This window comes from Snodgrassella sp. ESL0324 (genome assembly GCF_013344955.1).
GTDB classification, from domain to species: domain Bacteria; phylum Pseudomonadota; class Gammaproteobacteria; order Burkholderiales; family Neisseriaceae; genus Snodgrassella; species Snodgrassella alvi.
On sequence record NZ_JAAEDS010000012.1, the window covers coordinates 867,843 to 881,730 of the forward strand.

Here is a 13,888-nt window from a genome sequence, read left to right on the forward strand (position 1 = left end):
ACTCCTCTTCCAAGTATTGGTTTTAAAAATAATTATTTTCTTCATACAAACTGACTTTCTATTACTTCGTGATTATCTAAATACGAATTCTATAATTATTTATTTTCGGGCAAATATACAGGGAAAGAAGATAGCTATGTTTTCGAATAGCAATCTTTATACAAGATTTTCAGGATAATTCTGTAACAGCAATTAATATTATCTGTTAAAACTTTAGTGATGAAAAAAACACCATCAATACTGGCGAAGTAATATTAACAATAAAACCAAAGCTGATTGCCACCGGTACTGCAGTAATGCCGCCGGAAGACTGTATTACTGGCAAAGTAAAATCCAGGCTGGTTGCACCACCTACGCTGACGGCTGTAGTGGGATAACGACGCATCAGTGCGGGAATAAAAATAAGGGCAAAGAATTCGCGTGCCAGATCATTAAACATGGCAATACTGCCCCAGACTGCACCGTAAGCCTGACTCATGATAATGCTGGAAAGTGAATACCAGCCATAACCGCTGCTGAGTGCCAGCCCTTTACTTACAGACACATCAGGCATAATCAGGGCAAATAGCAAACCGCCAAGCAGGCTGGCCAGTGTGAATAATCCGGCACAGATAACGCCGCGGCGATTAAGAAATACCTGATGCAGGGTAATGCCGCTGCTGCGCAACTGCATGCCCACCAGTAAAAGTAAAATTATCAGCGCTTTATTAACAGCAGCCAGCGGGCTGCCCAACCAGTCAAAAGAGAGATAATTGCCGGCGATTAGTCCGGCAAGCAGACAACCAACCTGCTTAAGACTGCCCATAATACTGGTATTGCCGGACTGGCCTGTTTGTTGCTGCCGTTTCAGCCGCCACGGATAACGACGGTCAAACCAGATAAATATCAGGAGGTTGGCTGCAATCAGGCAGACGAATAATACCGCTACTGTTAAGCTGATATTAGCCAGCTGTGCGCCCAGATCGGGTTCTTGCGCCAGTGATAATCCTATTAGAAATAAAATCAGATATACCAGCCATGCCAGCCCGTAATTCAGCCAGTTTACAACCCGTGCCGGTGTGGGTATGCAAAATCCGATAAACAAGGGAATCAGAATGATTAGCAGGGAAATTAAATTTTGCATGGATATTTGTGTACGGCAGAATTAGGGATAATAAACGGTTTAGCTACAGGCAGGTACAGAACAGGCAGCACATTGTGTGACAATGGCTGCCTGTGAAATATACGTTCAGATTTTACTGGTCAACGAAAGCGCGTTCGATAACGTAGTCACCACGCTGCCCCATTTTCGGGGAAATAGTCAAACCAAAACTGTTAAGTGTTTCACAGCTGTCTCTGAGCATTTCGGGGCTGCCGCAAATCATCGCCCGGTCGTCAGCAGGATTAATCGGCGGCAAGCCAATGTCGGTAAACAGTTTACCCGATTTCATTAAATCAGTCAGGCGTCCGTGATGGATGAAATCTTCCCGGGAAACCACCGGATAGTAAATCAGTTTTTCACGTACTAATTCACCCAGATATTCATGATTGGGTAACTCTGTGGTGAAATGATCATAATAGGCCAGATCTTTTTTATAGCGCACGCCGTGAATCAGAATAATTTTTTCAAACTGTTCATAGATGTCCGGGTCTTTGGTTACGCTGAGAAATGGTGCCAGACCGGTACCGGTAGACAGCAGATACAGGTGTTTGCCGGGGTTAAGGTCACCGACAATCAGGGTACCGGTAGGCTTTTTACTCACCAGTACTTCGTCACCCGGTTTCAGATGTTGAAGGCGGCTGGTTAACGGACCATCCTGTACTTTAATACTGAAAAAAGCCAGCTCTTCTTCCCAATTGGCACTGGCAATACTGTAGGCTCTCATCAGGGGTTTACCGTCTACCATCAGACCAATCATCACAAACTGACCATTCTGAAAACGTAATGATTCGTCCCGTGTGCAGGTAAATGTGAAATATGCGTCTGTCCAGTGGTGTACAGACAATACTTTTTGTGTGTTATAGGCTGCCATTAATTATCCATGGTTAAGGAAAGCGGTATTATTAGCGTAAACCGAAAACACGCCAGCTTTCTGTTGCCATTCAGGGACATTTTATGCTCTGGTCGCTGACGTAAGGTGTGAATTTTAAGACAATTTGATGTGCTGTTCAATGGGTTTTAGAGTATTCACTTTAATAAAAGTACTCTGTTTCAGACAGTTTTATCTGAACAGCAGTAAATATATCAACAGGTTGCCATAATTATAGCAACCTGTTGATGTTAAGCTGGTTTATCCGCAGTTACAGACGGCCATGGCACAGTTTATATTTCAAACCGCTGCCACACGGGCACGGATCGTTACGACGAATAACAATACCGCGCGCTTCCAGAGCTTCCGGGCTGAAATCTTCATCTTCTGCTACATTATCAGCAGCGAATACTTCGTGCTGTTCTTCTTCAGAGGCCGGTTGAAAACGCACTGAAATCAGCAATGAAGCAACGGTATGGCGAATATTGCTCCACATGGCCTGAAACATTTCAAATGCTTCACGTTTGTATTCCTGTTTCGGGTTTTTCTGGGCATAACCGCGCAGATGAATACCCTGACGCAGGTAATCCATATCGGCCAGATGTTCGCGCCAGCGGCTGTCAATGATTTGCAGCATGATGTCGCGTTCAAATTTGCGCATGGTGTCGATGCCAACCAGTTCGACTTTATGAGCATAATCTTTTTCTACTATATCCAGCAGACGTTCAGAAATGCTTTCGTTGTCGAGGCTGTTGTCTTCTTTAAGCCAGTCATTGATGGAAACTTCAATGTTGTAATCAGCAGCCAGTTTGTTTTCCAGACCGGAAATATCCCACTGCTCTTCCATGCTATCCGGCGGAATAAAGCTGTCTACAGTATCAACAATTGCATCATGGCGTATTTCCTGCATCAGACCGTCAATATCGTTGCTGGCCAGAATATCGGCACGCTGATGATAAATAACCTTACGCTGGTCGTTGGCTACATCGTCGTATTCGAGTACTTGTTTGCGCATGTCGAAGTTACGGTTTTCGACTTTGCGCTGTGCTCCTTCAATCTGACGGTTGAGCATTCCGGCTTCTATAGCCACGCCACGTTCAGGAGCCAGACGGTTAAGAATGGCTGTTGCACGGTCAAGTGCAAACAGGCGCAACAGCGGATCTTCAAACGACAGGTAAAAGCGGCTGGAACCGGCATCACCCTGACGACCGGCACGGCCGCGCAGCTGATTATCAATACGGCGGCTTTCATGGCGTTCGGTACCGATAATGTGTAAACCGCCAGCTGCAATCACGGCATCGTGGTCAATCTGCCATTGCTGCTGTAATTTGTCGATTTCACTTTTTTTCGCTTCTTCGCTGAGGCTGTCATCGGCATTAATGGCATCTATTTGCGGCTTGATATTGCCACCAAGCACAATATCCGTACCACGACCGGCCATATTGGTGGCTACGGTAATCATGCCGGGGCGGCCTGCCTGAGCAATAATATCCGCTTCACGAGCATGTTCTTTGGCGTTGAGAACATTATGTCTGAGGTGCTCTTTATCCAGTAAGGCGGATACCAGTTCGGAATTTTCAATACTGGTGGTACCAACAAGGATTGGCTGACCTTTGGCATGGCGCTCTTTGATATCGGCAACCACAGCTTCGTATTTTTCTTCGATTGAACGATATATCTGGTCGTTCAGATCTTTACGTATCATCGGGCGGTTTGGCGGGATGATAACGGTTTCCAGACCGTAAATATTCTGGAATTCAAAGGCTTCCGTGTCGGCAGTACCGGTCATGCCGGCCAGTTTGTCATACAGACGGAAGAAATTCTGGAAAGTAATGGAAGCCAGTGTCTGGTTTTCTTTATTGATTTCCACGCCTTCTTTGGCTTCAACAGCCTGATGCAGACCATCAGACCAGCGCCGTCCGGCCATCAGGCGGCCGGTAAATTCGTCAACAATAATTACTTCGCCATCCTGTACCACATAATGCTGGTCGCGCTGGTAGAGTGTATAAGCACGCAGCGCAGCCATCAGATGATGCATCAGCATGATATTGGTAGTGGAATACAGGGAATCGCCTTCCTGCAGCAAACCCATTTTGGTGAGAATCTGCTCGGCATGCTCATGCCCCTGATCACTGAGCACTACCTGCCGGGCTTTCTCGTCTACCCAGTAATCGCCCTCACCGTCTTCGCTTTTCTGGGCAATCAGCTGTGGCGGAATCTGATTCATTACCTGATAAAGCGTGACGTTATCGTCAGCCTGACCGGAAATAATCAACGGTGTACGGGCTTCATCAATCAGAATGGAGTCTACTTCATCAACTACTGCAAATGAGAGCTCACGCTGCACTTTTTCGCTTTGATCACTTACCATGTTGTCGCGTAAATAATCGAAGCCGTATTCATTGTTGGTACCGTAAGTAATATCAGCCAGATAAGCGGCTTTTTTATCGGCATGATCCATGTTGCTGATAATGATGCCGACAGACATGCCCAGAAATTCATACAGCGGACGCATGATTCCGGCATCACGTGCAGCCAGATAATCATTCACGGTAACTACATGTACGCCTTTACCGGTCAGAGCATTCAGATAGACGGCTGTCGTGGCAACCAGAGTTTTCCCTTCACCGGTACGCATTTCGGCAATTTTGCCATAATGCAGTACCATACCGCCGATAAGCTGCACATCAAAATGCCGCATACCGAGTACACGCTTACTGGCTTCACGGCATACGGCAAAAGCTTCTACCAGCAGGCTATCGAGTTTTTCCCCATCAGCCAGACGTTGTTTGAATTCAGCAGTTTTAGCCTGTAGTTCAGTATCGCTTAAAGCTTGAAGTTGCGGTTCGAGCGCATTGATTCTGGATACTTCTTTACGATATTGTTTCAAAAGCCGGTCGTTGCGGCTTCCGAGAATTTTTTTAGCTAAGTTTTTCAACATAAATCAACAGTCCGGCACCTGCTGGCGCAATAAATAGTAAGCTTGAAATAGAAGATTTTAACACAAGCGCCTACGCTGCTGTGCGGCTGTTTGCATGCCTGTGTCAATTATGTGCAATCTGAAGCTGTTCAGAAGTTACTGATTGCTGTTTATGGTGCTTAATATAATGGTAAAACTGTTTTTTCCAAGCGCTGTCTGTGGTAAAAGATGCTGTTGCTGCTGTGATTAATACAGCAGTGTCTATAAAAAAATATCATCTGCAATGCAGATGATAATGTGGTTAAGAAATATCGAGAATGGTTAAATTTAGCTGTAAAGGCTATGTTATTGTTACGATTTTGTTTTTTTTAAATGATTAATAATCAAATCGTAAGCAGCCAAAATAAAATTCACCCTGTTTCGAAGTTTTGTCTCGTCCGATAAGAATTGTGTCTGGATAGGGATTATCAGCAGTTACGTCAGTTGTATATTGATAGTACTGGTTTATATTATCGCCCCAGGAAAGAGTCTCTTTTAACTGAACCGGTACGGGTTTGGCACCAATAGATTTAGCAAATCTGGCCATATCGCCTTTGGCTATGGCAAAAAAATATGAACCGCTATCGCCCTGATATCGAACCACAGAAACAGAAGTATTTGCAATCTGCAGCGGTTTAGTAAAGCGATATTCCAGATCAATAAGGCCGTCTTTTTCGAAATTTTTTACAGTAATTTTTTGTTTATTAAGCTGTGTAGTTATACCTGAATCACGTGCATCAACAGGTTCGGCTTTGCACAATAGCGCAGCCTTGAATTGATTGCTCAATACTACTGTATTAGTTTTTGCAATTGCTGCCCCCCCAGCTAAATTGAAAATAAGTAAACAACTGCATAAAAGTATATTTTGTGTTCTCATGTTTTGACCCTAATCATAAATAAGTATAATAATTAGATTAAATGATATTTTTGCAAAACAAAACGTACTAGCGATAAAGTATTATAGCTAAAATATTATCATAATAAAATCAATGTGTATATTCAAACCTCAATATGATTCATAATCAGAAATGATTAGTTTACTTATTTCTGCAAAAATACTATTCTAATCGTTTTTTTCACTTAAGCTGCGTAATGCTGCTGCCAGTTCCGGATGATGGCTTAAAGCCTGAGCCGAACGCATCAATGCATTACGAGCTACAGGGCTTAAACTGGCATTTTTAATCACCTTCTGTTTTGAATCTGCTGGTTTTACTCTAACTTTTATATTTTCAATGGTGGTATCAATTTTTTGTATTTGTGGTAATAGTGCTGGCAACACCATGCGTAAGCGTGAAGCCACCATACTATTATGAGCAATCACTACCAGACAGCCAGCACGCACACAGGCCACATTAAAATGAGCACACAGACTGGCTGGTAGCTCCTGTTTAAGGCATGCATTCAACCGCTGCCAGTGTGCAGACTGCACCAGTAAATGATTCAGCTGAGCATTCGTTTTGCCGAAACGGTTTAAATTCATTTTAAATACTAACGTAAATTATTCGAGATACAATGGCATTCACCATTTATTTAAATAGCGATGAACGTTATTTATAATCATTTTTAAATATTGATTTAAAAAACAATTATTATAAATTACTAAGCTGCGCAAGCAGTAATTACTACGAACTCATCTACATCAACTATAAACAATAACATGCAGTATATTTTTATAAAAACAAATTTGCATTTATTCTTCCATGCACACAAACACAAATATTGCATAATTTTAAATAATTTAATATTATTGTAATGATTAATAGCTTTTTCTATACAAATAGCTATATATATTGACATACTTTTGCATATTATAAAAATATATAGTAAAATTGAAGGTGGTATTGAATTCAAAAATTTACTGCCTCTCAACAAAACAATAGTCTATTTGGTATTAAATTGTATTTGTAATATTTTACTGAACAATAGCAAATGATTAAATTTCATTTAATTTTTTAGGGCAATCAAAATCAGGAGAATTTCTAATGACATGGGATGTTAACAAAGCCGTCACTCACCTTAAGAACCATGCGAAGTCACAATCACAAGGGTACTGTGCTAAATATGTTAGAGAAGCCATTCAAGCAGGTGGAATTAGTTTATTGGGACCAAGACCAACTTCGGCAAAAGACTATGGCCCATTTTTAAAAAGCGCTGGGTTTACTGAATATTCTTCTGTTCCCGGTGGCTATAAAGCTGGCGACATTGCTGTAATACAGAATCCGGATGCTCAACATAAACATGGTCATATGCAAATGTATTCTGGTTCTCAGTGGATTTCAGATTTTAAACAAAAAAATTTCTGGCCCGGTTCAATTTACACCGAAAAAAAACCTTCATATAAAATTTATCGAATGGAATAAGTAAATCCATAATGAGTCATCAACAGTAATACGTAGCTCCATTGGATCGGCTTTATGTTAAAGCAATAGTATATTAACCATTTAAAAGCCGTTTTCCATAATAATCTGTCCGGGTATTCTGTTGCGGTGCATGCTATAGCCCATATCCAGTAAGGTCTGAAAAGTATCGGTAACCATGGCCGGATTACCACACAGCATAAAACGGGTTTGTTCTTGGTTGAAATTCAAACCCAGACCTTCTGCCAGCGTACCATTCTGCAATAATTGCGGCAGACGCTGACCGAGTGCTCCGGCAGTTGGTTCACGGGTAACTACCGGCTGGTAAGTCAGTTGATCTGTATATTCGCCAATCAGAGGGTGATGGATTAACTCGTTTATATGCTGGCTGAAAATCAGTTCTTTGGCATATGAAACGGAATGTACCAGCCCGATATGCCGGAAACGTTCCCAGACAGCAGGCTGTTGCAGCATAGACAGAAACGGTGCAATGCCGCTGCCGGTACTGAGCATGATCAGCTGCTCGCCATCAGTAAATCGCCCCGGCAGAAAAAAGCCAAAAGCGGTTTTATCCAGCAGTATAGAATCGCCTGCCTGCAATTGTGCCAGCCGGGCGCTCATCGGTCCGCCTTCAATCAATACTACAAAGTATTCGAGTGTATCTGCATATTCGGCAGATACAACAGAATAGGCGCGCCAGATAAAACCTGCGCCGTCTCGAAAACCCAGACGCGAAAACTGACCGGCACTGAAGCGATAGGCTTCAGGCCGGGTGATGGCAAAAGTCAGCAGTTTAGGGGTATGCTGTTTGACCCAGAGTACGGTTTCTTCAGTAAATTTAGCTTCTGCGGCAGCCTGCATGCAGTTATTCCTGTGTGTGTAGCACCGCCTGAGCGGTGACAGTATGATTACAGTCTGATATCGATATCCTGATATTTTCGGCTGGCTTCGGTATGACTGATTTCAATACCATCACTTACTGCCCATTTTCCATCATTAATACGCTGGTATTGCAGGCTGAAACTGCCATCACCGATTTTATGCAGGGTAAAGGTTTCGCCCGCCGGAATATAAAAGGTGCGTATAGCAGTAAATTTACCGGCGTGCAATTCGTATAATTGGGCAAATACCGGCGATTGCAAGGAGGTGGCATGTACAACAATATTATTATTGCCGCGCTCACGCAAAACCGGATAGCCGGATACATAAGCCGCTTTAAGCGGGAAAAGCTGTCCATTGGGTGCCGCGGTAACTGGCATGCTGCCCTGCTCATTAACATTATTAGCCGGCGGATATGCCAGCCTCCACCAAACTCCGCCCATAGCAATCAGTACGGCAATCCCCACAATCCATAACCAGCCATGACCGCGTTCGTGCAGGTCGACAACTTTATCCTGATGGTTAGGCAATAAAACCGGAGGCGCAAATGGTGTCTGCCGGCGCGCCAGCAATGACGGTGACAACCTTGCCTGCAGGCTTTGCCGCGCAATCCACACATCATGATGATGGCGCTGCTCCGGATCAGACAGTACTGCATATGCTTTATTAATCTCAGCCATACGCTGATGCGCCTGCGGATTATGCGGATTGCGGTCAGGATGGTATTTTTGTGACAAAGCCCGATAGGCCGCACGAATGACTTCGTCGGATGCCCCTTGAGCAACATTTAATACTTCATAATAATTGTGCACGGATTTTTCACTTACACAGGTTAAATCAAGGTATTGAGTGCATGATTGATATCATCCCAGATATCTTCAATATCTTCGATACCGGCGGAAATGCGCAGCAGGCCTTCACGGATGCCCAGAGATTCTTTAACTTCTTTACTCATGCCGCTATGCGACTGGCTGGCACTGTGATTAATCAGGCTTTCGACGCCGCCAAGGCTGGCCGCCATCCGAATCATGCGCAGATTTTTTATCACACTATTGGCTGCTTCGCGACTGTTCTGACGTAAATAAATGGAGACCACTCCGCCAAAACCATGCTGCATCTGTTTACAGGCGATATCATGGTGTTCATGCTCCGCCAGACCGGGATAAAATACTTTTTCTACCGCAGGGTGCTGCTGCAAGCGTCTGGCCAGTTCAGCCGCATTGGATAAATGCCGGTCCATACGCACAACCAGTGTTTTGATACCGCGTAATACCAGTGCACAGTCCATCGGGCCGGCCACGCCGCCGGTATTAATACTTATGGCACGTAATAATTTTGCATGTGCAGGATCTTTTACCACAACAATACCCATCAGCACATCTGAATGTCCGCACAGGTATTTGGTTGCGGAATGAAAGACGATATCCACACCCAGATTCAGCGGATTCTGTACGTAGGGTGTCGCAAAAGTATTATCCATACCGACAATGGCACCGGCAGCTTTGGCTTTAGCAGACAGTTCAGCGATGTCTACCAGACGCAGCAGCGGATTACTCGGGGTTTCCAGCCATACCATTTTTACTTTGGTCTGTGCCAGTATCCGGTCCAGATTATCCGGATTGGTAAGATCGGCAAAAATAACGTTAACACCCCACTGGGCATATACTTCGGTTAATAAATCATAAGCTCCGCCATAAATATCGGCTACCGCAACAATGGTATCACCCGGCCGCAGAAAAGTACGCCACACAGCATCGATTCCGGCCATACCACTGCCATAGGCAAAACCGGCACAGCCATTTTCCAGCTCGGCGACTGTGTCTTCAAGTACTTGCCGTGTCGGATTGGAAATACGCGCATAACGGAACGGAATATTTTCGCCGATTTCATTCATGGCGAACATGCTGTTCTGATAAATAGGCGGCATTAGGGCACGGTTATGCTCTTCCGGCTGATAACTGGAATGAATGGTCTGTGTGGCAAATTTCATATTTTCTCCATTTGATTACTGGTTTTGCTGTTCAGACAGCTGTTTATACGGGTAACGGCATTAGTACTGAGGCTGCTAGTTTAGCACGCACTCTGGTTATCAGGCAGCATACTGTTTCTTTTACACTAATCCCGACTGATTTGCTCGGAATTAAGGCATACAGTATAATTTTACGCCTTATATGCCGGCGGTTTCTGTGGTTTAACTATACTGCGCCGGCTGGATTCAGATTTGTTTTGCAAGGAAAATTATCAGAATGGACACTATTGCCGACGTGCAAAGCAGTGTTGATAAACGCAATATGCCAATCAATCAGGTTGGCGTGAAAGGCTTACGCCTGCCGCTGAGTATTATTTGTGCTGCAGGTAAACAACATACTGTTGCTGATTTAACCATGACTGTGTCACTGCCGGCCGAACAGAAAGGCACACATATGTCACGCTTTATTGAGTTAATGCAGACACAGCATGACAGTATTGATTTTACTGTACTGCGGCAACTGACTGCCACCATGTTAGAAAAACTTCAGGCAACAGCAGGTAAAATCAGTATGCGCTTTCCCTTTTTCCGGCAAAAGCAGGCTCCGGTAAGCGGTATTTCCAGCCTGCTGGATTATGAAGTGGTGCTCAGTGGCGAAATTCAGGCCGGTATTTATCAGCAAACATTGCAGGTTATCATTCCGGTTACCAGTCTGTGCCCGTGCAGTAAGGAAATTTCTGCTTACGGAGCGCATAATCAGCGTTCACATGTCACTGTTACGCTGGTATGCACTGAATCAATTGCTATTGAAGAAATTATTGATCTGGTAGAACAACAGGGTTCATGTCAGTTATACGGTTTGCTGAAACGGCCGGATGAAAAGTATGTCACTGAATATGCTTATGATAACCCCAAATTTGTTGAAGATATGGTTCGTGATGTTGCTACCGCGCTAAAAACTGATACACGTATTCAGTCTTTTACAGTAGAAAGTGAAAATTTTGAATCTATTCATAACCATTCTGCCTATGCACTGATACAATACCCGTAAACTGATTGTTTGCAGACTTAGCTTTATCTGGATAAACGAAATCAGAAAGCACTTAAGGGGAGATAATGACTACCCTTCGGTTCTGCCGGTAGTCATTTTCTTTGTTGATTGTTCAGGTTGAAATTACACTGGTTACTGTGACCATTTTTTATGTATCACAATCCTACCCGTTCTCGTGTCTGTATGGCTTCCCTGTTAAAACTGCTGTTTATGCTGCTGGTATTGCTGCCGGGGCTGAATAGTGCGGTACTGGCTGCGGACAATAAAAATTTATTACCTCCGGAACAGGCTTTTGTACCGGAACTGATCGTTCATAATCAGGATATTCGTGTACATTTTGTTATTGCCGACGGCTATTACTTGTACCGGAATAAAATTCAGATTACTACTGAGCCGGCGGATATATTTGGTGAAGGACAATTTATCCGGCAGGGACAGCAAAAGCACGATGAGTTTTTTGGTACCCAGCAGGTTTACTACAATCATGCAGATGCAGTCTGGCACTATAAGGCAGATGCACAGACTGTTCCGTATCAGTTAACTTTATCTTATCAGGGCTGTGCAGATGCAGGAATCTGTTATCCGCCGGTAGAAAATACATTTACCATCAGCCGTACCGGCAAATATCGTATTACGCCACAATCAACACATATTCAGCCAGTCCCGCCGGATACTTTTACTGACCCTCCGGTTAAAGCTCCGCCACCGGAGTGGTCAGGCAGCTCAGGCGGAGACAGTCTGTTTCAGCTTTCCCGCGCAACGCTGATTACCAATTTAATGACTTTTTTTATTGCCGGGATGGGATTGAGTCTGACAGCATGCATGTATCCGCTGCTGCCGATAGTATCAGCCATCGTAATGGGTACCCGCCGGAAAACCACTAAATTGCGGGCATTTATCCTGTCATTTGTTTATGTACAGGGGCTTGCTTTTACCTACACTATTGTTGGTATTGTTACTGCCCGTACCGGTGCGTTTCTGACCGGATGGCTGCAACAGCCTGCAGTAGTGCTGGCTGCCGCAGCCATACTGGTGATACTGGCTTTATCAATGTTTGATTTATACAGTATTCAGTTGCCGGCACGCTGGCAGACGTTTTTTCAGCGGGTCAGCGGTCGCTTTCATGGCGGACATTTGCTCTCTGTGCTGATAATGGGGGCATTGTCAGCGCTGATTGTCGGCCCCTGTGTCGCACCACCTCTGGCTTTTGCACTGGGTTATATTGCTCAGAGCGGGGATGCTGCTCTGGGCGGCATGGCTCTGTATGTTATGGCACTGGGTACCGGCATCCCGCTGATTCTGATTTCTGTATTCGGTGTGCATATTCTGCCCCGTGCCGGTAAGTGGATGATTGGTGTCAAATATCTGTTCGGTCTGATGCTGCTGGGTGCAGCTACCTATATTGCCACTCCGTTTCTGAATTACTATCTGGTAGTCACTATTTATACTTTACTGATGCTGATACCCGCAATCTATTTAGGCTGGCAGTGGTATCATTCATCAGCACGCCAGCGCTGGTTTAATGCGATTACCGGTATACTGTTTCTGGCTTGTGGCATTGGTTTTGTTTCTGCCAGCATAATGAACTGTGTGACGCCTTTACATCGTTTTCTTACTTTAACTCCGCCAAACGGTCAGCATTTTGGTCGTTATTTTGATAAGCCGGAACAATTACGTCAGGCTATGCAAGAGTTGTTTGATGAAGATCCGAATAAGCCGGTACTGGTAGATTTTTATGCAGACTGGTGTATATCCTGCAAGGAAATGACCGCATTTACTTTAAGTAAAGCTTCAGTCAGACGGGTAATTGAAGAAAAGCGTTTTTTACAGATTGATGTAACCAATAATACGCCGGCACAGCGCAGAATGATGCAGCGCTATGGTCTGTACGGACCTCCGGGATTATTTGTTGTACACAGAAACGGCTATCGCAGCCAGCCACTGATTGGCTATGTACCGGCATCAGAATTGTTAAGCTGGTATGACAAACAAGTACAGAAAGCACAATAAATTAACAGCCTCTTTGCTTGCAAAGAGGCTGTTGCACAGAGAGTTAACAGTGCATACTTTTTCTGTTTGAGTGTTTCAATCCTGATAATGACGATCAGCCACTTTTAAAGCGCGCCGTGCCAGTGCCAGATTGGCTGTTTTGCGGTCGAGTACCATAAACATAAACACACCTTGAACATTCTTCATCGGCCGCAATAAATAATATTGTTTATGCAGGCTGATAAGAATATCGTCTATAGCATCTTCATTGTTGTCCTGACCATAAAGGCGCTCAATAGCCTTTATTTCTGAACGCACAATTTCGGTATTGCCGGCGGACAGAATGTCAAGATCCATGCCTGACGGACTAACCCCGTCTATAAACATTCCGCTTTCATAATCCACGACAGCACACGCCATGACACCTTTAGTTGCCGCTAACTCATCAATGACGCCATCAAATCTCACTGTGATATCCTTCTTTATATTGCCAGTATTTTAATTATGGCAGAGTATTTAATTACCTATTTTCCAATTTTTTCCAGCTTTTGACCAGTATTAACTATTTTTATAAAGAAATTTTTTTAATTTGATATCTGTAAACATGCATTTATGTCATAGCAATAAAATTGACATAGGAGCAAATTTGTATCCGGCTAACCGCTCAAGTTACTT

Annotated in this window: 12 protein-coding genes; 3 read left to right on the forward strand and 9 right to left on the reverse strand. The window is 44.0% G+C overall.

Going from position 1 to position 13,888, the window contains the following annotated elements:
• Positions 1 to 205: 205 nt before the first annotated feature.
• From GYY70_RS06125 to GYY70_RS06145, 5 genes are all read right to left on the reverse strand, one after another.
• Positions 206 to 1,123: a lysine exporter LysO family protein gene (locus GYY70_RS06125; protein ID WP_174831621.1), complete on the reverse strand. Its 918-nt coding sequence runs from the start codon at positions 1,121 to 1,123 to the stop codon at positions 206 to 208.
• A 112-nt stretch (positions 1,124 to 1,235) separates the two neighbouring features.
• Positions 1,236 to 2,012 (reverse strand): ferredoxin--NADP reductase, encoded by a 777-nt coding sequence (locus tag GYY70_RS06130; RefSeq protein WP_025329998.1) that lies wholly within the window; start codon positions 2,010 to 2,012, stop codon positions 1,236 to 1,238.
• Positions 2,013 to 2,280: 268 nt separating this feature from the next.
• Entirely contained in the window at positions 2,281 to 4,950 is a 2,670-nt protein-coding gene (secA, locus tag GYY70_RS06135) for a preprotein translocase subunit SecA (RefSeq protein WP_084562488.1), read from the reverse strand.
• Between the two features lie 355 nt (positions 4,951 to 5,305).
• Positions 5,306 to 5,845, reverse strand: coding sequence for a hypothetical protein (locus tag GYY70_RS06140; RefSeq protein ID WP_174831622.1), 540 nt, complete (start codon positions 5,843 to 5,845; stop codon positions 5,306 to 5,308).
• A gap of 186 nt (positions 5,846 to 6,031) precedes the next feature.
• Positions 6,032 to 6,448, reverse strand: coding sequence for a DciA family protein (locus tag GYY70_RS06145; protein ID WP_174831623.1), 417 nt, complete (start codon positions 6,446 to 6,448; stop codon positions 6,032 to 6,034).
• A gap of 502 nt (positions 6,449 to 6,950) precedes the next feature.
• On the opposite strand from GYY70_RS06145, the gene GYY70_RS06150 reads away from it, so the two are divergent.
• The gene (locus GYY70_RS06150) at positions 6,951 to 7,328 is read left to right on the forward strand and encodes a CHAP domain-containing protein (protein WP_174831624.1); all 378 of its coding nucleotides are present in this window, start codon (positions 6,951 to 6,953) and stop codon (positions 7,326 to 7,328) included.
• Between the two features lie 81 nt (positions 7,329 to 7,409).
• On the opposite strand, the gene GYY70_RS06155 is transcribed toward GYY70_RS06150, so the two are convergent.
• From GYY70_RS06155 to GYY70_RS06165, 3 genes are read right to left on the reverse strand one after another with little or no spacing between them, the layout of a single operon-like run.
• Positions 7,410 to 8,186 carry a ferredoxin--NADP reductase gene (locus tag GYY70_RS06155; RefSeq protein ID WP_174831625.1) on the reverse strand — a complete coding sequence of 259 codons (777 nt, stop codon included), beginning with the start codon at positions 8,184 to 8,186 and terminating at the stop codon, positions 7,410 to 7,412.
• A 47-nt stretch (positions 8,187 to 8,233) separates the two neighbouring features.
• Positions 8,234 to 9,016 carry a J domain-containing protein gene (locus GYY70_RS06160; RefSeq protein ID WP_174831626.1) on the reverse strand — a complete coding sequence of 261 codons (783 nt, stop codon included), beginning with the start codon at positions 9,014 to 9,016 and terminating at the stop codon, positions 8,234 to 8,236.
• Between the two features lie 20 nt (positions 9,017 to 9,036).
• The gene (locus GYY70_RS06165; protein ID WP_096765443.1) at positions 9,037 to 10,194 is read right to left on the reverse strand and encodes a PLP-dependent aspartate aminotransferase family protein; all 1,158 of its coding nucleotides are present in this window, start codon (positions 10,192 to 10,194) and stop codon (positions 9,037 to 9,039) included.
• 256 nt (positions 10,195 to 10,450) lie between these two features.
• Between GYY70_RS06165 and folE2 the strand changes: the two genes are divergently transcribed.
• Both folE2 and dsbD read left to right on the forward strand, forming a co-directional pair.
• Positions 10,451 to 11,224: a GTP cyclohydrolase FolE2 gene (gene folE2, locus GYY70_RS06170; protein WP_174831627.1), complete on the forward strand. Its 774-nt coding sequence runs from the start codon at positions 10,451 to 10,453 to the stop codon at positions 11,222 to 11,224.
• A gap of 150 nt (positions 11,225 to 11,374) precedes the next feature.
• Positions 11,375 to 13,234: a protein-disulfide reductase DsbD gene (gene dsbD / locus GYY70_RS06175; protein WP_232332564.1), complete on the forward strand. Its 1,860-nt coding sequence runs from the start codon at positions 11,375 to 11,377 to the stop codon at positions 13,232 to 13,234.
• Positions 13,235 to 13,309: 75 nt separating this feature from the next.
• Here dsbD and GYY70_RS06180 read toward each other — a convergent pair whose 3' ends face one another.
• Positions 13,310 to 13,681: a hypothetical protein gene (locus tag GYY70_RS06180; protein WP_025329990.1), complete on the reverse strand. Its 372-nt coding sequence runs from the start codon at positions 13,679 to 13,681 to the stop codon at positions 13,310 to 13,312.
• Positions 13,682 to 13,888: the final 207 nt, after the last annotated feature.